The following is a 19389-nucleotide window of genomic DNA, read 5'->3' as shown; positions in this document are numbered from 1 at the left end:
CCTGTCTCTCGGGGGCTTCAGACATTCAGCAGGGCCCGTAGGGCGGCGCGTTCGGCCCGGTCGGCCGGGGCCGAGTGCAGCGTGGGCGCGGAGCGGACCAGCAGGCGGGTGTAGGGGTGCCGGGGCCGGCCGATGACCTCGCGGGCGGCTCCGGTCTCGACCAGCTCGCCCTGGTACAGCACGGCGATCCGGTCGGCGACGCCGGCGACGGAACCGAGGTCGTGGGAGATGAAGACGAGGGCCACTCCGTCGTCCCGGAGTTCCTGCAGGATGCGCAGGATCTGGACGCGGTTGGCCGAGTCCAGGGCGCTGACCGGCTCGTCGAGGATGACCAGCCGGGGCTCCGTCACCAACGCCCGTGCCACGGCGACCCGCTGACGCTGTCCGCCGGAGAGCTGACCGGGCAGCCGGCCGAGGAGGTCGTCGGAGAGGTGGACCCGGGGGAGGAACGCGCGGACCCGTCGTGCGGCCTCCTCGCGGGACACCCCGCGGACGAGCAGCGGTTCGGTCAGTGATGCCTCGACGGTGAGGTCCGGGTCGAGGCTGCGCAGCGGGTCCTGGAAGACGTACTGGACGACACCGCGGCGGCGCAGCGCGCGCCACCGGCGTCCGCCGTAGGCCGTGACGTCCTCACCGTCGACGACGACGGAACCGGCCGAGGCGCGCACCAGACCGAGCACGGCCCGCGCCAGGGTCGTCTTGCCCGACCCCGTCTCGCCGATGATCCCGACGGTCTCGCCGGGCGAGACGGTGAGCGAGACACCGCGCAGCGCGTGCCGGCGGCGTCGGCGCGGTCCGTAGCGCACTTCGAGGCCGGTGACCTCCAGGAGGGGCTCGCCACTCATGCGTCCTCCTCGGGCGCGAGGAACTTCTCCAGGCCGTACTGCTGGTGCTCGGCGATCAGCAGCCGGGTGTACTCGTGGCGCGGACGGTGGAGTACGTCCTCGGTGGGACCCTGCTCGACCACCTCGCCGTCGCGCATGACGAGCACCTCGTCGCACAGCTGGGCGACGACCGCCAGGTCGTGGGAGACCACGACGAGGGCCAGTCCGGTCCGCTCGCGCAGATCGGCGAGAAGGTCGAGGATCTCGGCCTGGACGGTGACGTCGAGCGCGGTGGTGGCCTCGTCGGCGATGAGGATCCGCGGTCCCGCGGCGATCGCCACGGCGATGAGGACACGCTGGAGCATGCCGCCGGACAGCTCGTGGGGGTACTGGGAGCCGACCAGCTCCGGGTCCCGCAGGTGCACCGACCGCAGCAGCTCGACCGCCCGACGGCGGGCCGCGCGCCGCTTCAGTCCCTTCTTGACCCGGACGACCTCGGCGATCTGCGCTCCCACCCGGATCGAGGGGTTGAGATAGGACGCCGGGTCCTGGAAGACCGCGCTGATCGTCGCGCCCCGCAGGCCGGTCCACCGCGCGGGGGAGAGGCCGGCGATGTCGCCGCCGTCGATCTCCACCGAGCCGCCGGTGATCTCGAAGGGGGTGGGCAGGATTCCCAGCGCGGCACGGCAGGTGAGGGTCTTTCCGCTGCCGGACTCGCCGACGATGCCGACGGCCCGGCCGGGCGTGAGCGTGAAGCTCACCCCGTGGACGATCTCGCGGCCGGCGGACCGGTCCCCGATGCGTATATCGCGTACGGCCAGTACGGGTGCCAGGGACGGGACCGCCTCGGCGGGACCGGACGACTGCTCGGTCCTCTCGACTTCGGCGGGGAGCTTCTGGGACAGGGTGGTCATCGCGCACCTCCAGCGGGAGCGGGGTCGGCCTCGGTGCGGTCGTCGGCGCGGGTGCCGCGGCCGGCCGCCGGTGTACGGCCCGCCTCGCCGGTGACGTCGCGGATCGCGTCGGCGAGGAGGTTGCAGGCCCAGACCGTGACCATGATCAGCAGGGCGGGTGCCAGCGGTGCCCAGGGCTGCTGGCTCAGATAGCCCAGGTCCGAGGCGAGCAGGCCGCCCCACGTGGGAGCGGGCGGCTGGACCCCGATCCCGAGGAAGGTCAGGCTCGACACGATGACGAAGCCGACCCCGACCGTCTGGGCGAGGGCGACCGCGATCGGCGGAAGCACCTTGGCCCAGATGTGACGGCGTACGATCCAGCCGGTCGAGGCGCCCGCGATGACCGCCGCCTCCACGTACGGCGAGCGGGCGACGGCCAGGGTGGCGGCGCGGGCCACGCGGTAGAACAACGGGGACACCAGCGCGCCCGTGACCAGCATCGCCTGGGTGAGACCGTTGCCGAGCAGTGCGACGACCGCGACGGCGAACAGCAGGAACGGCAGGGCGACCAGTGTGTCGGCGAGCCGGAGGGTGACCCATTCGAAGACCCGGCCGAGGTGGACCGACAGGATGCCGGGGAGGGCGCCGATGGCCAGGGCCGTGAACGCGACCTCCAGTGAGCCGAGCACGCTGACCCGGGAGCCGTCGAGGAGCCGGCTCAGCACGTCACGGCCGAGGTAGTCGGTCCCCAGCCAGTGGGTGCCGGACGCGGCGGCGAGCGGGTGGTCGCCGGTGGCCAGGGGGCTCTGCGGAGCGATCAGCGGCCCGAACACGGCGAGTACGGCGATCACCGTGAGGACGGCCAGGGCGATCCGGCCGGAGGTGAGGGCGAGAACGCGGCGCACCATGGTCACACCCCCCGCCGCGAGGCCGGTGCGACGCGCGCCAGCACCAGGTTGACGAGCAGATTGAAGGCGACCACCAGGACGATCGACACCACGAGGACGCCCTGCACGGCCGGTACGTCCCCGGCCTGCGCGGAGTCGTTGGCGAAGCGCCCGAAGCCCTGGAGTCCGAAGATCCACTCCGTGACGACGGAGGCGCCGACCAGGGCGGGGAACTTCAGGCCGAGGGTGGCGAGCGCGGGCCCGATGCCGTTGCGCAGCACATGCCCGAAGAAGATCCGGCGCGGGCTCAGCCCGCGGACCACCGCGCCCGTCACGTAGTTCTCGGCGTACGCCCCGACGAGACCCCCGCGCAGCTGGCGGGCGACGTCGGCGACGACGTCGAAGCTCAGCGCGACGGCGGGCAGCGTGATGTGGGCGAGCCACGGCCCGAACCCCTGCTCCGCCGGGACGTATCCGGCGGACGGGAACAGGTGCAGTCCCACGGAGAGGACCGCGACCAGGACGATGCCGACGACGAAGGCCGGCATCACCGAGATCACCGTCACGAAGCCGGTGATCGCCCGGTCGATCCAGGTGGTGCGGCGCAGCGCCGCGAGGGTGCCGAGACCGAACCCCGCGACGACTCCGATGATCAGCGCGAAGGTCGCCACCGACAGGCTCACGCCCAGGCCGAGGCCGATGAGGGTGGAGATGTCGGCGCCGTTGGTCCAGCTCGTGCCGAGCCTGCCGTGCAGAACGTTCCCGAACCAGTCCCCGTACTGGACGAGGAAGGGCCGGTCGAGACCCCACTGTGCCTCGACGCGGGCGACCGCCTCGGGCGTGGCTTCCTCGCCCAACTGGATGCGCGCCGGGCTGAGCCCGCTCAGCGACCGCAGCGCGAACGTCACGAACGTCGCGACCAGGAAGACGGGCACGAAGATCGCGACCGACCGGGCGAGGGTGGCCAGGACGCGGCCCAGGGTGTGCCGGGTCCTGGCCGCGGCGGCCGGGAGACGGACGTCGGGCGGTGCCGTTGCCTCCGTCGTCGTCATGGGTTGCCCCCTCTCTGTGATGGACGGAGTGTCAGTTGCCGGAGATCGTCACGCCGGTCCAGTCGATGTGGGCGGGGTTCTTCGGCAGGCCGGAGACGGCCTTGTTCTTGGCGATGAGATTGGGCGAGGAGTACGTGAAGACCAGGGCCTTGCTCTGGAGGCCGGCCCGGGTCGCCGCCTGGAGCACCTTCGGGTAGTCGGGCGAGTCCAGCGGGGTCCGGCGGACCTTGGCGATGGCCGCCTCGAAGCCCGAAGGCTCGTACGGGGAGCTGAGGTTGAGCGGGCCGTTCGGACCGAAGTGCGCGGTGAGGGTCTGTGCCGCGGAGTCGCGGCCGGTGGTGCCGTACAGCGAGAACGTCAGGTCCTTGGCGAAGAACGGCGTGGCCCAGTTCTTGTCGATCTTGATCGTGACGGTGATTCCGACCTTCGCCAACTGCGCCTGCACGATCTCGGCCTGCGGGTCCTCGGCCGGGATGACCAGGCTGAGCTTGAGGGCTCCCGGCTTGTAACCGGCCTCGCTCAGCAGCTTCTTGGCCTTCGCGGGGTCGTAGGCGTAGGCGTTCTCCGACTCCGGGTCGTAGGCGACGTACCCCTTGGGGAACGGCTGGTTGGTCACCGAGCCGTAGCCGAAGGTCAGCTTGTCGACGAACTCCTGACGGTTGACCGCGTAGCGCACCGCGTCGACGACCTTGTCGTTGTCGAAGGGCGCCTTGTTCGTGTTGAGGCTGATGTTGGAGGCGTTGAAGCCGGGCTGCACGAAGACGTCGAGTCCGGCCTTCTTGGCCGCCTCGGCCTGACTCGGCGCTATGTCGGCGAAGTTGTAGACACCGGTCTGGAGTCCGGAGACGACGGTGGAGGCGTCGGGGGCGGAGCTGAGCTCGACGGTGTCGATGTGGATGTTCTTGGCGTCCCAGTAGTCCGGGTTCTTCTTCAGGACGGCCTTGGTGCCCGGGACGAGCTGGGTCACGATGAACGGGCCCGCGCCGACGGGCTTTTGATCCAGCTCGGTGGGGGAGGCGGCGGCCTTGGGGCTGGCGATCTGCAGGACGCGCTCGCCCAGCAGCTGGGGGATCTGGTAGTCGACCTGGCTGAGGTGGATCACCGCGTCGAGGCCCTTGGCGTCGACGGACGTGATCGAGGTCAGATCGCCGAACAGGGCGGAGTTCTTCTGCTTCTTGGCCCGCTCGATCGCGGCCTTCACGGCGGCGGCGTCGACCGGCGCGCCGTCGCTGAACTTCAGGTTCGGCCGCAGATGGAAGGTGATCACATCACCCTTCGCGTTGTAGTCCCAGCTCTTGGCCAGGTCCGGGACGGCCTTCCCGCTCTCGTCCGTACGTGTCAACGACGCGTAGACCAGGGCGAGTTCACGGAACTGGGCGCCGCTGCCGCTGACGACCGGGTCCCAGTGGGCGGGGAAGTAGGAGGAGGTCCACTTCAGCGCGGCGGAGCCGGCGGACGAGGAGGCGTCACCGCCGCAGGCGCTGAGCGTGGGGACCAGCACCGTGGCGAGGGCCGTCCCCAGCGCGGCGGCGCGCAGGCGGCCGGGTCGCGGGGCACTGCGGAGGGCCGTGGCGGGGGTGCGAGGCGTGAGACGTCCGGGCATCGGAGTTCTTTCTGCGAAGGCTCCGCCCACGCCGGGGCGGCGCGGCGCGGAGCGAGGGCGGCCCACCCCGCGGACGGACGCCACGCATGCCTCGGACGCGCATGCCGGTGTGCGCGTCGGTGCGCACGGGGGCATGCCGCGTTCAGGGCGGGAGGCGTCGGCGGATCGCGGAGGGGACCGGGAGGCCGGGGGAGCGGAAACGACGAAACGCTGGGAGGGCGGCGCGCGATGACGGGGGCCGGACGGCGGGGCCGCGCGGGACCGGTGCCGGGGTCGGCGGGACGGGCGTCAGGCGCCTGGAGGCCGCGGCTGGCGGGCGGTCAGCGACAGAGGGCGCTGCAGGTGCGCCGCAGGTCCACGTAGCGGCACACCACGGCGGGGTGCGTCGTAAGCATGGTGCACATCCTGGGGCCGGTTCTCGGCGGCTGTCAATGGACACCTTTTGGTGTCTCATTGGGCGGGACAGGTTCTGATGGCTGATCAGAAGGCTGCCGGGGATGGACGGGCGCGCCTCACACCGATCGTGCCGCGCACCGGGCACCTCTCGCGCGGGCACCTCTCACGCCGGGCACCTCACACGGGGCGCCTCTCACGCCGGGCGCGAAGGTCCGGCGGCTGACCGGAAGGCCCGGTGGCCGACGGGAAGGCTTGGCGGCCGACGGGAAGGCCGTCAGGGTGCGGCAGCGGTGCCACGGTCGAGGGCCGGGTGTACGGCGGCCTCGTCGGGATGCAGCCAGAGCGGTCCGTTGCCGGTCTCGACGCGCACCGCGTCCCGGGGAGGCCACGGCCCGTCGCTCAGCACCGCGGCCTCCGGGCGGGTCAGACTCCGGTACCGCGCGAGCGCTTCCGAGGGGGCCGGCCTCGCGGGCTCCGCGAGCAGTCCGGGACACAGCGCGTCGAACGCCGACGCGTACTCCTCGTACGGCCGCCAGCCGGGGACGACGCGCCGCCCCGCGGGAGCGCGGACCAGCAGGGTCGGCAGCGCGTAGCGGTACCCGCCCTCGGAGGTCTCCTTGGCGGCGCCGGGATGCGGCGAACCGCCGCGCACCGACAGCACCTCGGGAACCGGCCGGCGCGCTTCGGTCCGGTCGGCAAGTACCGCTTCCCGTACCGACACCGACGCGGCGTCGGCCGCCAGCCGTTCGTGGTCGAGGCCGGGCACACCCCGTACCGCGGACAACGTCAGCGCAGCCGTGTCCGCCGGTTCGCCCAGCACGAACACGCTCTCCCGCAGCCGCCGCAACACCTGCCCGGCCACCTCGTCGCCCTGTCGCTCGGCGGCCTTGGCGGTCAGCGATGCCGGCCACGAACTCGCCGCGACCCGGTTGAGCCGCCGGGCTCGCGGGGCCTTCGTGTGGGCGCCGATGTCCTCGACGTAGCGCGCGTACCAGGCGGTCTCCGCTGCGGGATCGGGCGGCGGGTCGTCGTCGTCATCGAACAGGACGCAGTACGCGCGCCGCCAGCGGACCCGGCCCGCCAGCGCGGCGCGCAGCCCGCGGAACACCGGTTCCGAACCCCAGGCCCACGGGCACAGCGGGTCGGTGTACTCCACGACCTCCACCGTGCCGGCCGCGTCCCTCAAGCGGCCCGCGTCCAAGGCGTCCTCCGGCCGCTCCGCGTCCACCGCGTGCCTCGGCTGCACGGTGTCCTCCGCCGGCCGGTCCGGCGCGCGGGTCACGCGGCTCCCTCGTGGTCCATCCGTCCGGCCGACCCGGCGGGCAGTAGCGCCGTCAGGGTCGTCCCGCCCAGCACCGCCGCGGCGTCCGCCTCGATACGGCGCCACACCCCGGGAAGTCCGGAGGCGGGCCCCGGATAGTCGAGCCCGGCCAGCGGCTCGCCCCGCAGGGTGATCAGTTCACCGTCCACGGCGCGTACGACGTCCAGCAGGGTGATCTCGTCGGCGGGCCGGCCGAGCCAGTACCCGCCCTCGCAGCCACGCTGACTGCGGACCAGTCCGGCCCTGCGCAACTCGCCCACCACGGACTTCAGAAACCGGAACGGGACCTGCTGCGAGGACGCTATCGCCTCACAGGTGAGCGGGCGGGCCGGTTCGCGGGCGAGCTCCAGGAGAGCCCGCGTGGCGTAGTCCGCCTTCGCGGAGATATGCATGCGCCCATGATGCCCGAACCGCTGTCCGCCGAGCGGGTCTCCACCGGTTCCCCACGTACATTGCGGGAACATTGCCGCAGGTGAAGCGCAATGGATACCTCTTGACATCCTTTTCCGGACCGCTCTAGCGTCCCCCACCATGAGCGAGCCGTCGACAACCCCCGGCGAAGGATTCCACCCCCATCTCCCGGACGCCGAAGGGCAGTCCGTACGTTCCCTGCGCGCCCGCCTGCACCACATCCGCGCCGGCGCCCTCGACGGCGACACGGCGCAGACCGGAGGCATGCGCAGATTCGCCGCCGTCAGCGGCACCACCGTCGGCTCCGAGAAGCTGTGGATGGGCCAGACCCACGTCGCCCCCTCCACCTCCTCCTCGGACCACCATCACGGAGCCTCCGAGACCGCCATCTACGTGGTCAGCGGACACCCCGAGTTCGTCTTCCTCGACGACGCGGGAGACCAGCCCGAGGAAGTGCGACTGCGCACCTCACCCGGCGACTACATCTTCGTACCGCCGTTCGTGCCGCACCGCGAGGAGAACCCGGACCCCGCCGAGGAGGCCGTCGTCGTCATCGCCCGCAGCACCCAGGAGGCGATCGTGGTCAACCTGCCGGGGCTGTACGTCCTGCGGGACGGCGAGGAGGGCTGAGGGCACCGACCGGGACGTCAGGTGGGCTGATGCAGCGGGCACGGCCGGAGCCGAGGTGCGGGGATGGTCGTGGAGGGAGCCAGTGCCGACGTCGTGACGGGGCGCAGGCTCCACGCCTGACGTACCTCGGTGATCAATGAGCGTGCGCTGTACGGCGACACGGCCAGCTCCAACCGTGTGTCGGCCAGGTACTGAGGATGACCGGCGGGTCCGCGGGCTGCGGCGTCGGCACGGCGCTGGTCGAAGGTTGGTGAGCTGAAGATCTGTACCAGCGTGAGGGCGAAGTACGTGTAGACGGAGGCCTCGTGGATCAGGTGAGTGGCACCTTCGGGCAGCGCTGACTGGGTCGACGTGCCAGGTGCCGACTCGGCCGAGAACCGTTCGAGGGCCTGTGTCAGGGCGTCGGCGTGACACGCGCAGGTGGAGCGCAACTGGAGCATCAGTTCGCGATAGGAGGTCAGGACGCCCGCGGTGTCGGGGGACCACTGCTGTTTGCCGAGCAGGGTCCGGAAACCGGCGAGGGTGTCGGACAGCTCTCCCAGGATGAGACGGCGGGAGATCTCCGTCAGTTCGACGGAACTGGTCCGCTCGCGCATCTCCATGATTCCGCGCCCGTAGCGGATGAGGTCGCGGGGGATGCCACCGGAGAGGGCGTGGGCGAGCAGGACGTACGGAGAGGTGAGACCCGGAGCCCGCAGGTCCATGATGGCCGTCGACTCGCCGAGGGTGCACGGCTGGACGTGGACGATGTCGTCGAGAGAGCTGTCGGTGGCGTCGCGGTGCGGCAGTCCGCGGCGGACGAAGGCGGCGCCCACGTCCTCGGCGACGGATATCAGGTAGTACACGTGCGGGACGCCCAGGATGCCCTTGATCTCGCGCAGGAACTCCAGCGCCTTGGCATCGGAGCCGAGGCGGTCGAGTTCGTCGAGTGAGATCACCGTGCGGTGGCCCTGGACGTGCACATGGTCGGCGATCCTGGTCAGCAGGGTGCGGAAGTCCTCGACGAGTTCCGGGAAGTTCGACGGGATGGTGGAGAGCCCCGAGGTGTGGCCGCTGCCCAGGGTGATGAGCTGTGTGACGCTCGGATTGACGGCCGCGGACGTGCTCTGGACGGTCTTGAGCTGGTACAGCTGATCACGGCATTTCGTGACCAGGTCCGGTTCCGGGGTCTTGGCCCGCAGGCGGGAGACGTACAGGAGAAGCCCGGCTGCGATGAGGCCGAGAAGCCGGGCAGGGTTCTCGCGGTCGAGGAACATCGCGGTCACGTCGGCATTGCTCCGCAGGAGCATCACCCAGCCGGCGAGGCAGCACAGGGCCGCGGGTGTGGTGATCCAGCGTGTGCTGATCCGATGGCCGCCGATCCGGATGGTGCTCTTCACATAGGCGGTCACCCAGAGGCCCAGGGGAGCCGCCAGGAGGAGCAGTGCCCCGAGGATGAACGGGTCGCTGAGGGCGTGCGCGTGCCGGCCCAGTTCGTCGTCACCGGGAAAGGACACAGTGACGCCGAACAGCAGGACGTAGGAGGCGAGGAGACAGATCCTCCGCGGCAGCGCACGCAGGCGTCGGCGCCAGCGGGTGGAGAACTGGAGCACCCAGACCAGCAGGCCCGCGAGTGTGATGAGCAGCCCTGCGCCGAGATTGTCGCCCTGCCAGGTCTTCTCGGCGAGGGTGGTCGTCCAGCGCAGGGCGGAGTCGAGAGAAGTCCGCAGGCCCCCGCCGTACCGGTGCCACAGCGACTGGGCTGTCGCGAAGCAGCCGAGGACGACAAGGGCTGCCGCGGGTACACCGAAGAAGGCCACCCGGCGCAGGCGTCGCAGGGATGTCCGCAGCCTGCGCAAGGCACGGACGAAGCCGGAGATCCGGGTGAACTCCGGAACTGCGAACCCTTGCCGGGTGATGAACTGCTCGCAGACTCTGACGAACAGGGAGAGCAGGAAGTCAGGTGGGGTGTAGGCGGCCGGGACATGAGCGCGGACAGTGAAGTCGCCTTCGGACAGGGCGTTTTCGAGCAGAGTGGTCTTCCCGGCGCCGCGTGGCCCGCACACGGCGATGGTGCCGCCTTCCAGGATGGACAGCTTGCGCTTCAGGTCCAGCGCCGCACCGATGGGCACCAGATATCCCTGGGTCTGGGTGACCCGCAGACCGTCGAAGTTGTCCGGCAGCAGCACCGAATGGGGATCGTCGCCCAGGAGCGCCTGGATGACCAGGTCGACGACGGGCTCCGTGCCGTTCTGACGGAGGTCTTCCTCCCACCGTTTCGATTCCAACCGGGCGCGCAGCGTACGCACCGCGAGCCTCAACGGCCCCAACACCAGGGTGAAGTGGCTCTTGGCGTACGTCTTCGACCGCTCTGAGCTGTCGAGCCAGATGAAGGCGGCTCCGCCGACGATCCCGCCGCCCGCGCTGGTGGCCAGCGCTGGCAGGATCGCCTTCCCGAACAGGTGGTTCGCCACGATGATCCAGGCGAGCATGAGGACGCAGTAGGACCCGGCGACGACCGAGCGCAGGTCGAATCCCAGGTCGATCCAGGCTTGGTGGCGGGCCTCCCGGTCCTCCCGCAGCCTGTCCGCCGCCGCCCGGTAGGCGGTGTACGTCTCCGTGCAGGGCGCCGTGGCCCGGGAGATGTTCGCCTCCGTGGCCATGGCGGCCCGCACCGCGTCTGCCGTGACGGTGGAACGTGACTCCAGTTTCTGCTGGATTCGAGGGCCGGCCAGGCAGGTTTCGACCGTCCGGAGGTAGATCGCCTGCTCCGCGGGATCCGTCCACGTGTGGAGGGCCGCGGATGCCGGGCCCTGAGTCGTCCCGTTTGGCATGCATGCGCCCTTCTCGCGGCGACAACACGGAGAACGGCGAGTTTAGGGCGAAAGCGTCCTCCTTCTGGTGTATTTGCAGCCATCCGGGCGGACCACAAGCAGGCGTCCTCGTGAACGGGAGCGGTTCAGGACACCATGGGAGCGGTGTCCGTGACCTCGCTCAGACGGACCGTGCACAGTCCGCGGGGCTCGCTCTTCACCTCCGTCACCTTGAGCTGCGTACCCGGCGTGAGGATGTATTCCTCCTCGCCGGTGAAGGCCGAGAAGCTCTTGATCCCGACCGCACGGGCCGGCGTCACCTCGAAGAGGGTCCGCTTGCCGCGACTGCCCAGGAACGCCCTGGCCACCTTCAGCTCGGAGGTGCACGAGGAGACGCCCCACCAGGTCACCGTCCGGCCCACCGGGTACTGCGCCCGAAGGTCCAGTGACACCCCGCGCCACAACGGCTGCGTGTAGGCCGGCAGTTTGGAGACCGCCGAGAACAGCAGTCGCAGGTACGGCAGGTAAGGCGTGACCCTGGTGCGGTCGGGGGAGCGCAGGACGCTGTTGATCTCGCGGTAGAAGGCCGACTCACAGGTGTAGAGATGGAGCGCGGCGATCGCGTCGGCGGACAGACTGCTGCCGGCCGCCTGGTCCGCGCGCTGCTTGCCGAAGTCACGGGAGCGCCGGATGTGCCCGGCGAGCCCGGACAGGGTGGCGGAGACCGGGTCGACGGCGTCCTGGAAGTCCATCAGCGGGGTGTCGAAGACCCCGGTGATCTCGGGCAGGACCAGACCTTCGTCCTTGACGCTGGTCAGGCGCTCCAGGTACAGCTGGTGCAGGTTCATGGTCGACTCGATGAACGCGCCCATGCGCGCGGCCACAGCGCCGTCCGCACCGCCCGCGCCGGCCGCCGCCTCGTTCCAGCCCTTGCTCGGCAGCCAGTCGATGCCGTCGGCGCCCAGCGAGGCAAGGGCGTCGTTGACCTGGGCGAAGTGGTCACCCTCGCAGAAGATGTCGCCCTGTGCCGCCGGGTTCGCGTGGTCGAGGTGGCGGACCTCGACGTCCGGGTACTTCTGCTGGAGCCGCAGGACGACCCGCTTCAGGCTGCGGGCGTGCGCCCCCCACCACGCGAACACGACCCCGCGGTCCTCCTCGGCCGCGTCCTGCTTGGCCTTGAGGATCTCCTCGATGATCCGTTCGGCCACCGGCCGCCAGAACGCCGTGTGCTGGTCGGCCCCCATCGCCCCGTCACCGCTCGCGGTCAGTGACGCGTTCAGCAAGAGCACGCCCTGCGTCAGCATCGCCTGGAACCACTCCGGCGGCTGGACCGTGTCCCGCTCCTTCAGCAGCGCCCGCACGTCGGCGATCGGGGTCTTCTTGACGATGCCGTACTTCCACATCGCCGCCGCCTTGATGAGGCACCGGATGCTGACGACCCGGCCGAACTGGCTGTCCTTCCAGTCGCTGAAGGTGTTGTCGAACATGGCTATGCCGGTGGCGCTCTCCGGCCGCGGATACGGGTTCTGGCCGAAGACCACGACCTTCCACTTGTGCGGCGGGTTCGGCTTGAGCGCCTGGAACGTCAGCTCGCGGACCGGGACCACTTCGGGGCTGCGGCCCTTCCCGATGAACCGCGGGGCGTCCGGCTGCGCCTCGATGACCGGCTTCAGCAGCGGGAGCCAGGACTCCCCGCCGCCCTCGAAGAGCTCGGTCAGGGCGAGGGGGTCGTTCGCATCGGGCTGCTGGGGCTGGCCCGGAGCCGGGACTCCGGTCGTCGATCCGGTCATGGCGGAGGCGCCTTCATTCGTCGTGGCAGGAGGAGAGGAGGGAGCGGGAGTTCCGGGCGCCGGCTTGGCGGCCGCCGGTGGCACGATGCGCACGCGCTGGTCGACGGGCGCGTTCTCGATCCCGTGCAACTGGGAGACGATCGTGGAACGCAGCTCGTCGTCGTCCTCGAACCAGTGGTCGTGGAAGAGCGTGTAGCCGGTCCACATGAGATTGGCGCACACCCGGGCCGGTACCTGGCCGGTCTGCGCCCCCAGCCCGACCAGCGCCACGGATCGGATGCTGCCCGGCTTCTTCCGGTTCTGCCGGTGAACGGCCTGGAAAGCGGCCGCGCACGCCAGCGCCACGTTCAGCGTGGCACTCACGTTCTGCGAGGACCGCACCATCGTCGGCGTCGATATCAGGTACCGGGGAACGGTCGCGCCGGACGGGACGCAGACCGCGCTGCCCACCGGCATGACCCCGGCGAACCGGTCACGGATCGCCCGCTGGACGCGCACCTGGATGCCGGACCCCAAGTACCGCTTGATGACGGCGTCGACCCCGCCGTCCATCCGGCCCCGGGAGTTGGTGGGGGTGACCCAGGCGTCGACGTCCTCGTCGAGGATCGAGCCCTTGCGGATCTCGATGCCGGGGGTGTCGGCGAAGGCGGCGCGCCACGCCTCCACCACACGCTCGTTGACGTCCGTCAGCACCACCCTGAGCGCGGGCAGCACACTGCTCTCGGTCATCGTCCACTCCTGTCGTGCACCAGCGGTTCCAAGAAGCCGAACGTATCGCCCACCACTGACAACGCGGCTCCGAGAAGCGGCCCATGACCTGCCGTCATGCTCCGCGGCCGCGCGGATGCTTCAGCGGGCGACCGTGATCGCGAAGGGTGTGAAGCCGTTCGATCGGATCACGTGCGGTACGAACAGGATCGCGGCCTCCGTGGCGCGGGCCGTCCGGATTCCGCCGAGGTCGGTGATCCACTCCTCGCGCCAGCCGAGGCTGACCAACAGGTCGCGGGCGGTCTGTTTGGCCGTCGGGTCCTCGCCGGAGAGAAAGACCTCGGGTGCCTCGGTGAGCAGGGTCGGCTCGGTCATCACCGGGAAGAGCATGGTGTTGAGTGTCTTGACGACGCGCGTCCCGGGGAGTGCTTCCTGAAGTTGCTCGGCCAGGCTCGAGCCGGGGTAGAGCAAGTCGGCGGGCAGGCCGTCCGGTCCGTCGACGGTGGCGTTGGAGACGTCGAGCATGATCTTGCCGCGCAGTTCCTCGCGCAGGGCGGCGAGCCGGTCCCGGGAGCCGGAGCCCGGGGTGGCGTTGATGACGACCTGGGCTGTCAGGACGGCGGCGGCTGCGGCGCCCGGAGTGCGGTCCGCCACGGTCACCTCATGCCCTGCCCGGGTGAGCGCCGCGGCCAGGCTGCCGCCGACGCGGCCGTTTCCGAGAACTGCGATCGTGGTCATGGTGATCTGATCCATCCGTGGGTGTGGGTGTGGGGGCGTAGGTGTGGGTGGTGGTGTGGGCCGTCAGCGCGCGAGTGTGGCGACGGCCTCCGCGTGGACGCCGGGCGCGGCCGCCAGGAAGCTCGCGCTCTGCGGAGTCCAGGGGCGGCCCTCGGCGTCGGAGATACGCCCGCCGGCCTCGGTGACGAGCAGCGCACCGGGCAGCAGGTCCGCGCGGGCGCCGGCGAACTGCCAGAAGGCGTCGATCCGGCCGGCCGCTACGTTCAGCAGGTGCAGGGTCGCCGGCACGGCGGTGCGGACGACGAGCGCGTCGAGGAGCATCGCGGTGATGGAGGAGCCGACGCGACGTACGACCTTCTCGTCCTCGTCCGGCCGGGCCTGGCTGGTGGCCACGATGCTCAGGCCGAGATCCGCGGTCGGGGAGACGGACAGCGGCCGACCGTCGAGGTGGGCGCCGGCCCCGGCGAGGGCGGTGTAGGTCTCGCCGGTCAACGGCAGGTGGACCACGGTGAGCACGGGACGGTTGTCACGCACCAGGGTGGCGGTCACCGCCCATTCCGGCAGGGCGTGCAGGTGGTTGACGTTGCCCTCGGCCGGATCCACGACCCACCATTCGCCGGGCGGCAGCGCCCCGCCGTCCAGCTCGTCCTCCACCCAGCCGGCATCGGGACGCAGGTGCGTGAGGCGAGGGCGCAGGATGTCGAGGGCCGTGTCGTCGTTGGCGGCGAGCGCGCGCATCAGCTCATCGCGCGTCTCGTAGCGGACCACCTCGCCGAAGCGCTCGCGCAGCGCCGAACCGGCCGACCGCACCGCGCTCGCGGTCCGGTCGAGCAGGTCGGCGTCGAAGGCGGTGGCGTCAGTGGTCTGAAGTGTTTCGGACATGGTGGAACTCCCGTGTGAGCAGGGGTGGTTGGGCCATCGGGCCAGGCTGTGCGTTTCGTCTTGCGCTCTCGTTTCGAAGGTATAGAGGCTCTGGATTAACTTCAAATGCATGTCAGGCACGGATAGGATTACTCGCATGCAATTGGATCTGAACCTGCTCACGGCGCTGGACGCGCTGCTGGAGGAGGGGAGTGTGGCCGGGGCGGCGGCACGCCTGCACGTCACCGCCCCCGCGATGAGCCGGAGCCTGGGCCGTATCCGGCGCGCGACCGGGGATCAGATCCTGGTGCGCACCGGCCGCACGATGACCCCGACCCCGTACGCGATCGCCGTCCGGGAGCAGGTGCACGAGCTGCTGCACCAGGTCCAGGGAGTGCTGGCACCGAGTCGTGAACTCGATCTGGCCACGCTGGAGCGCACGTTCACGCTCCGCTGGCACGACTCCCTGGTCGCCCTGAGCGGCCCCGCACTGTTCGCGGCGGTCCGCGAACAGGCGCCCGGAGTGCGCTTGCGCTTCGTCGCGGAATCCAGCGTCGACACCCCGGAGTTGCGGCGCGGTGAGGTCGACCTGGAGGCGAACGCCAACCGCCCGGGCGCACCGGACATCCGTGCCGAGAACGTGGGCGAGACCCGCCTCGTCGTCGTCGTGCGGCCGGGGCATCCCCTCACGCGTGTCAGGACCGTCACCGCGAAGCGGTACGCCGCCGCCGAGCACGTCACGGTGTCGCGGCGCGGAAACCTCGCGAACGCCGTCGACGACGCCCTCGCGACGCTCGGCCTCACCCGCCGTGTGGTGGCGAGCGCGCCCACGGAGGCGGCCGCGCTGGAGTTCGCGCGTGGCTCCGATCTCCTGGTCAGTGTCCCCGAGGTCACCACGCGGTCAGCGGTCGCCGACCTCGGCCTGGTCGTGCTCCCCCTCCCCCTCGAACTGCCCTCGGCACCCGTGTACTTGTCGTGGCATCAGCGCTACGACACCGACCAGGCCCATGCCTGGCTGCGTGGGCTTGCGCGCACCGCGCTGGCCACGTGCGGAGCTTCGTAGTCGGCTCGTCGGCAGGCCGCAGGCTCGGTGGCCGGTCGTTCGGGGGATGCGCGAGGGGCGGGTGGCGAAACGGAGGAAGTCTGTTTCGCCACCCGCCCCTCGCGCGTATGCCGTGAGGTCAGATCATGCGCAGGCCGGTGTAGTAGCCGGCGAGCCGCTCGTGATAGTCGGCGTCCCCGAGGTGCTGGTCCTGGACGAACTCCGGGGAGTGCTTGATCTGGTCCTTGGTGAGCGCGACGTAGACCTTCTGCTCGTCCCTGTCGACCGACTGCACCGTGCCGGCCGGGAGCAGGACCTGCTTGCCGAAGATCCAGACGCCTGTGTCGACGACGAGGTAGGAGGAGTCGACCTCGTCCGAGTGCTTGTCGACCTTCCCGATGCTGCCGTCGGTGGCCTCGACCTTGTATCCGATCAGGTCGGTGCCCACCGTGTGACCGGTGGTCGGCTGGTAGCCCCAGATGCTGTCGCTCATAAGAAAGGCTCCCTCATTTGAATCCGCTGCAATCCACAGCCGAACTGCGGAATCTGTTGAGGCGTCACCGGATTCGATGACGTTTCCTCGCAGAGCCGGGTTCCCAGGCTTTGGAGGCTGACACCTCCGCGAGTTTCGAGAGCGGAGTCGGCCCGGTGCTTTCGCGAACAGGCCGAACGGTATTTCGGCGTGCCGGCGATGACGGCTGGTTCCGTTTCGAGTTGGTGCGCCCTTTTGGGCTCAGGTGGTGCAGCGTGTCGCCCGGAGTGCCCGTGGCCTCCCGCGATCGAGCGGTCGGTACGGTGGCGACGTGGCCGGCGTGATCCGTGAGCCGGTCGGAGCGTGGAAGGAACCACCGAGATCATGCGCGCCATCGTGACCCGCCGACCGACCGAGGTGTGCGGATGACCGGCACCAAGACACCCGGCACCGAGACACCCGGCGCGGACGAATCCGTCCTGCTGCGCACCGAGGGACGGGCCGGTCACATCGTCCTCAACCGGCCCAGGGCGCTGAACGCGCTGAATCATGGCATGGTGCGCCGGATCGGCGACGCGCTCACCGCCTGGGAACACGACCCCGCCGTCGAGACCGTCGTCATCACCGGCGCCGGAGAACGCGGACTGTGCGCGGGCGGCGACATCCGGGTCGTCCACGACGACGCGCGCGACGGGGACGGCAGCGCGTCCGCGGCCTTCTGGCGCGACGAGTACCACCTCAACGCCCGTATCGCCCGCTACCCGAAGCCGTACGTGGCGGTCATGGACGGCATCGTCATGGGCGGCGGCGTCGGTGTCTCCGCGCACGGCAGCGTCCGGATCGTCACGGAGCGCTCGCGCGTCGCCATGCCCGAGACCGGCATCGGGTTCGTCCCCGACGTCGGCGGCACCCACCTGCTGGCTCTCGCGCCGGGCGAACTCGGCACCCATCTCGCCCTGACGGGTGCCTCGATCGGCGCCGGGGACGCGCTGCTGTGCGGCCTCGCCGACTGGTACATGCCCTCCTCCGCGCTCCGGCGGTTCGTGGCCGACCTCGCGGACCGGCCCGTGACCGATGCCCTGGCCGAGCACACGCGGCCCGCCCCGCCGGCCGAACTCGCGGAGCGGCGCGAGTGGATCGACGCCTGCTACGGCGCCGGCACGGTCGAGGAGATCGTCCGGCTGCTGCTCGCGGCCGACGACCCGGCCGCCAAGGAGACGGCGGAGATCCTGCTCGGCAACTCACCCACCGCCCTCAAGGTCACGCTGGCCGCTCTGCGCCGCGCCCGGCGGCTCGGATCACTGGAGCGGGTCCTCGACCAGGAGTACCGCGTCTCGTGCGCGGCCCTCACCGCACCCGACCTGGTGGAAGGCGTCCGGGCCCAGATCATCGACAAGGACCGGGCGCCGCGCTGGTCCCCGGCCACGCTCGCCGAGGTCACCGACACCGATGTCGAGCGCTTCTTCACGCCCCTGGGCGAGCGTGAACTCGGGCTGTCCGGAGGCGAGTCCGGCACCGGGACGGAGGCCGCACGGGACTGAGGAGCGGCGCTCCACCTGGGACGAGAGGAAGATCACCCCGGTCGGCGTGGTCTTGGCCAGGTACGCGCCACGCGGTACGGTCGGTCCGATATCGACGACGCCAAGACGGAAGCCGGCGGAAATCCGGCACGGTCGCGCCACTGTGAACGAGACGTCCCAGCCACGCTGGGCGCCCGTGAGTCAGACCCGTAGGCGTCATCCTGTGCACCACCGAGATGGGACGCGAACTCCCGAGGAGGTCCTGCCATGGCGCAGACCGTCGCTCCGCCGACAGCCACCACCCCCGCTCTCCCCGCCAAACTGCCGATCGGTGCGATCGTCCCCTGGGCGGCCTTCTTCGGCATCCTGATGCTGGTCCTGCTGTACTTCGTCGGCGCCGAACAGGGCGCCACCTCCGTCGTCTCCGGCGAGGACGTTCACGAGTGGGTGCACGACGCCCGCCACCTGCTCGGCTTCCCCTGCCACTGACGCGAGGAAGAGCGCACATCATGAACTCCGCAACGGTAAGAAACCTCCTCGTACGCGGCATGCTCGCCGGCCTCGCCGCCGGTGTACTCGCCCTGGTCGTCGCCTACTTCCTCGGTGAACCGAACGTCGACAGCGCCATCGGCTTCGAGGAGGCCCACGCCCACGAACACGGGCACGAGGTCGAACTCGTCTCCCGGAGCCTCCAGTCCACGGCGGGCCTCGCCACCGGTGTCCTGGTCTACGGCGTCTCCTTCGGCGGAATCGCCGCGCTCGCCTACTGCTTCGCACTCGGCCGCGTGGGTCGCTTCGGCCCGCGCGCGACCGCGCTCCTGCTGTCCGGGACCGCGCTCCTCGCCGTGTACGTCGTGCCGTTCCTGAAGTACCCGGCCAACCCGCCGTCGGTCGGCGACCCCGACACCATCGGCAAGCGGACCGCCCTGTACTTCCTGATGATGGTCCTCAGCGTGCTCCTCGCGGTGGGCGCCACCATCCTCGGCAAGCGTCTCGCCCCCGCGCTGGGCACCTGGTACGCCACCGTCGCCGCGGTGGCCGCCTTCGCCGTCGCGATCGGACTGGCTTTCGCGTTCCTGCCCGTGGTCAACGAGGTGCCGGGAGACTTCCCGGCCACCCTCCTGTGGCGGTTCAGGCTCTCCGCCCTGGCCATGCAGGCCGTCATGTGGGGCGGATTCGGTCTGGTCTTCGGCGAGTTGGCCGAGCGGATGCTCAACCCCCGGCCCGCGAAGGTTCCTTCGGGGACATCGGTCCCGGCCGCGAACTGAACCCCTGCGCGACACCGCACGCCACAGGCCCCCGGATCATTCCGGGGGCCTGTCGTGTGTCCGGGCCGCGGCGCGTGGAGTGGCCAGGGGCAGTCTGCCCGGCGTGCTCCTCGTTCCGGTGCGACCGGTGCGACCGGCGCGTCCCGCACATCCGGCGATTCGGCGCGGTCACCACGGGTAC

General features: G+C 70.7%; 17 protein-coding genes and 1 riboswitch. Of the genes, 5 read left to right on the top strand and 12 right to left on the bottom strand.

The features are described 5' to 3' along the window. Positions 1–17 precede the first annotated feature (17 nt). From ACFYYF_RS14605 to ACFYYF_RS14575, 7 genes are all read right to left on the bottom strand, one after another. The gene (locus ACFYYF_RS14605) at positions 18–845 is read right to left on the bottom strand and encodes an ABC transporter ATP-binding protein (protein ID WP_388775325.1); all 828 of its coding nucleotides are present in this window, start codon (positions 843–845) and stop codon (positions 18–20) included. After that, complete coding sequence (locus ACFYYF_RS14600; RefSeq protein WP_388775323.1) at positions 842–1738, bottom strand: ABC transporter ATP-binding protein; 897 nt, start codon at positions 1736–1738, stop codon at positions 842–844. The genes ACFYYF_RS14605 and ACFYYF_RS14600 overlap by 4 nt, the downstream gene beginning before the upstream one ends. Beyond that, a complete protein-coding gene (locus ACFYYF_RS14595; protein WP_388775321.1) occupies positions 1735–2625 on the bottom strand; it encodes an ABC transporter permease in 891 nt (296 codons plus the stop codon). Before ACFYYF_RS14595 ends, ACFYYF_RS14600 begins: the two co-directional genes overlap by 4 nt. Positions 2626–2627: 2 nt before the next feature. Further along, complete coding sequence (locus ACFYYF_RS14590; protein WP_365494204.1) at positions 2628–3656, bottom strand: ABC transporter permease; 1029 nt, start codon at positions 3654–3656, stop codon at positions 2628–2630. A gap of 31 nt (positions 3657–3687) precedes the next feature. Beyond that, positions 3688–5259 carry an ABC transporter substrate-binding protein gene (locus tag ACFYYF_RS14585; RefSeq protein WP_388775318.1) on the bottom strand — a complete coding sequence of 524 codons (1572 nt, stop codon included), beginning with the start codon at positions 5257–5259 and terminating at the stop codon, positions 3688–3690. Positions 5260–5929: 670 nt separating this feature from the next. Next, entirely contained in the window at positions 5930–6841 is a 912-nt protein-coding gene (locus ACFYYF_RS14580; RefSeq protein WP_388775738.1) for a DsbA family protein, read from the bottom strand. A 92-nt stretch (positions 6842–6933) separates the two neighbouring features. Continuing rightward, the gene (locus ACFYYF_RS14575; RefSeq protein ID WP_365494198.1) at positions 6934–7368 is read right to left on the bottom strand and encodes an Rrf2 family transcriptional regulator; all 435 of its coding nucleotides are present in this window, start codon (positions 7366–7368) and stop codon (positions 6934–6936) included. Between the two features lie 139 nt (positions 7369–7507). Here ACFYYF_RS14575 and ACFYYF_RS14570 point away from each other — a divergent pair, with 139 nt between their 5' ends. After that, the gene (locus ACFYYF_RS14570) at positions 7508–8017 is read left to right on the top strand and encodes a cupin domain-containing protein (protein ID WP_388775314.1); all 510 of its coding nucleotides are present in this window, start codon (positions 7508–7510) and stop codon (positions 8015–8017) included. A gap of 17 nt (positions 8018–8034) precedes the next feature. On the opposite strand, the gene ACFYYF_RS14565 is transcribed toward ACFYYF_RS14570, so the two are convergent. The 4 genes from ACFYYF_RS14565 to ACFYYF_RS14550 form a co-directional block, all read right to left on the bottom strand. Beyond that, on the bottom strand, positions 8035–10659 hold the full coding sequence (locus tag ACFYYF_RS14565) for a hypothetical protein (protein WP_388775311.1): 2625 nt from the start codon (positions 10657–10659) through the stop codon (positions 8035–8037). Positions 10660–10955: 296 nt separating this feature from the next. Next, positions 10956–13328 carry an ADP-ribosyltransferase domain-containing protein gene (locus ACFYYF_RS14560; protein ID WP_388775307.1) on the bottom strand — a complete coding sequence of 791 codons (2373 nt, stop codon included), beginning with the start codon at positions 13326–13328 and terminating at the stop codon, positions 10956–10958. A gap of 120 nt (positions 13329–13448) precedes the next feature. Continuing rightward, positions 13449–14045 carry an NADPH-dependent F420 reductase gene (locus ACFYYF_RS14555; protein WP_388775304.1) on the bottom strand — a complete coding sequence of 199 codons (597 nt, stop codon included), beginning with the start codon at positions 14043–14045 and terminating at the stop codon, positions 13449–13451. Between the two features lie 63 nt (positions 14046–14108). Beyond that, on the bottom strand, positions 14109–14927 hold the full coding sequence (locus ACFYYF_RS14550) for an inositol monophosphatase family protein (RefSeq protein WP_388775302.1): 819 nt from the start codon (positions 14925–14927) through the stop codon (positions 14109–14111). A 136-nt stretch (positions 14928–15063) separates the two neighbouring features. Here ACFYYF_RS14550 and ACFYYF_RS14545 point away from each other — a divergent pair, with 136 nt between their 5' ends. Next, a complete protein-coding gene (locus ACFYYF_RS14545; RefSeq protein ID WP_388775299.1) occupies positions 15064–15969 on the top strand; it encodes a LysR family transcriptional regulator in 906 nt (301 codons plus the stop codon). A 118-nt stretch (positions 15970–16087) separates the two neighbouring features. Here the strand turns inward: ACFYYF_RS14545 and ACFYYF_RS14540 are convergent, their stop codons facing one another. Further along, positions 16088–16441, bottom strand: coding sequence for a PRC-barrel domain-containing protein (locus ACFYYF_RS14540; RefSeq protein WP_388775297.1), 354 nt, complete (start codon positions 16439–16441; stop codon positions 16088–16090). A 404-nt stretch (positions 16442–16845) separates the two neighbouring features. On the opposite strand from ACFYYF_RS14540, the gene ACFYYF_RS14535 reads away from it, so the two are divergent. From ACFYYF_RS14535 to ACFYYF_RS14525, 3 genes are all read left to right on the top strand, one after another. After that, positions 16846–17961: an enoyl-CoA hydratase/isomerase family protein gene (locus tag ACFYYF_RS14535; RefSeq protein WP_388775295.1), complete on the top strand. Its 1116-nt coding sequence runs from the start codon at positions 16846–16848 to the stop codon at positions 17959–17961. Between the two features lie 60 nt (positions 17962–18021). Continuing rightward, positions 18022–18167, top strand: a riboswitch (cobalamin riboswitch). 40 nt (positions 18168–18207) lie between these two features. Continuing rightward, positions 18208–18429, top strand: coding sequence for a CbtB-domain containing protein (locus ACFYYF_RS14530; RefSeq protein WP_355775546.1), 222 nt, complete (start codon positions 18208–18210; stop codon positions 18427–18429). A 20-nt stretch (positions 18430–18449) separates the two neighbouring features. Continuing rightward, positions 18450–19208, top strand: a complete 759-nt coding sequence (locus ACFYYF_RS14525; RefSeq protein ID WP_388775292.1) for a CbtA family protein — start codon at positions 18450–18452, stop codon at positions 19206–19208. Positions 19209–19389: the final 181 nt, after the last annotated feature.

This window comes from Streptomyces sp. NPDC001914 (assembly GCF_042891215.1).
Classification (GTDB): Bacteria; Actinomycetota; Actinomycetes; order Streptomycetales; family Streptomycetaceae; genus Streptomyces.
This window is presented reverse-complemented; position numbering and strand designations above follow the sequence as displayed.

Bases quoted from the DNA above. Each gene is read 5' to 3' on its own strand.
- ACFYYF_RS14575 (WP_365494198.1), bottom strand. From the start codon at position 7,368: ATGCATATCTCCGCGAAGGCGGACTACGCCACGCGGGCTCTCCTGGAG.
- ACFYYF_RS14565 (WP_388775311.1), bottom strand. From the start codon at position 10,659: ATGGCCACGGAGGCGAACATCTCCCGGGCCACGGCGCCCTGCACGGAG.
- ACFYYF_RS14540 (WP_388775297.1), bottom strand. From the start codon at position 16,441: ATGAGCGACAGCATCTGGGGCTACCAGCCGACCACCGGTCACACGGTG.
- ACFYYF_RS14535 (WP_388775295.1), top strand. From the start codon at position 16,846: ATGACCGGCACCAAGACACCCGGCACCGAGACACCCGGCGCGGACGAA.
- ACFYYF_RS14560 (WP_388775307.1), bottom strand. From the start codon at position 13,328: ATGACCGAGAGCAGTGTGCTGCCCGCGCTCAGGGTGGTGCTGACGGAC.
- ACFYYF_RS14555 (WP_388775304.1), bottom strand. From the start codon at position 14,045: ATGACCACGATCGCAGTTCTCGGAAACGGCCGCGTCGGCGGCAGCCTG.
- ACFYYF_RS14530 (WP_355775546.1), top strand. From the start codon at position 18,208: ATGGCGCAGACCGTCGCTCCGCCGACAGCCACCACCCCCGCTCTCCCC.
- ACFYYF_RS14595 (WP_388775321.1), bottom strand. From the start codon at position 2,625: ATGGTGCGCCGCGTTCTCGCCCTCACCTCCGGCCGGATCGCCCTGGCC.
- ACFYYF_RS14590 (WP_365494204.1), bottom strand. From the start codon at position 3,656: ATGACGACGACGGAGGCAACGGCACCGCCCGACGTCCGTCTCCCGGCC.
- ACFYYF_RS14585 (WP_388775318.1), bottom strand. From the start codon at position 5,259: ATGCCCGGACGTCTCACGCCTCGCACCCCCGCCACGGCCCTCCGCAGT.
- ACFYYF_RS14525 (WP_388775292.1), top strand. From the start codon at position 18,450: ATGAACTCCGCAACGGTAAGAAACCTCCTCGTACGCGGCATGCTCGCC.
- ACFYYF_RS14605 (WP_388775325.1), bottom strand. From the start codon at position 845: ATGAGTGGCGAGCCCCTCCTGGAGGTCACCGGCCTCGAAGTGCGCTAC.
- ACFYYF_RS14600 (WP_388775323.1), bottom strand. From the start codon at position 1,738: ATGACCACCCTGTCCCAGAAGCTCCCCGCCGAAGTCGAGAGGACCGAG.
- ACFYYF_RS14570 (WP_388775314.1), top strand. From the start codon at position 7,508: ATGAGCGAGCCGTCGACAACCCCCGGCGAAGGATTCCACCCCCATCTC.
- ACFYYF_RS14550 (WP_388775302.1), bottom strand. From the start codon at position 14,927: ATGTCCGAAACACTTCAGACCACTGACGCCACCGCCTTCGACGCCGAC.
- ACFYYF_RS14545 (WP_388775299.1), top strand. From the start codon at position 15,064: ATGCAATTGGATCTGAACCTGCTCACGGCGCTGGACGCGCTGCTGGAG.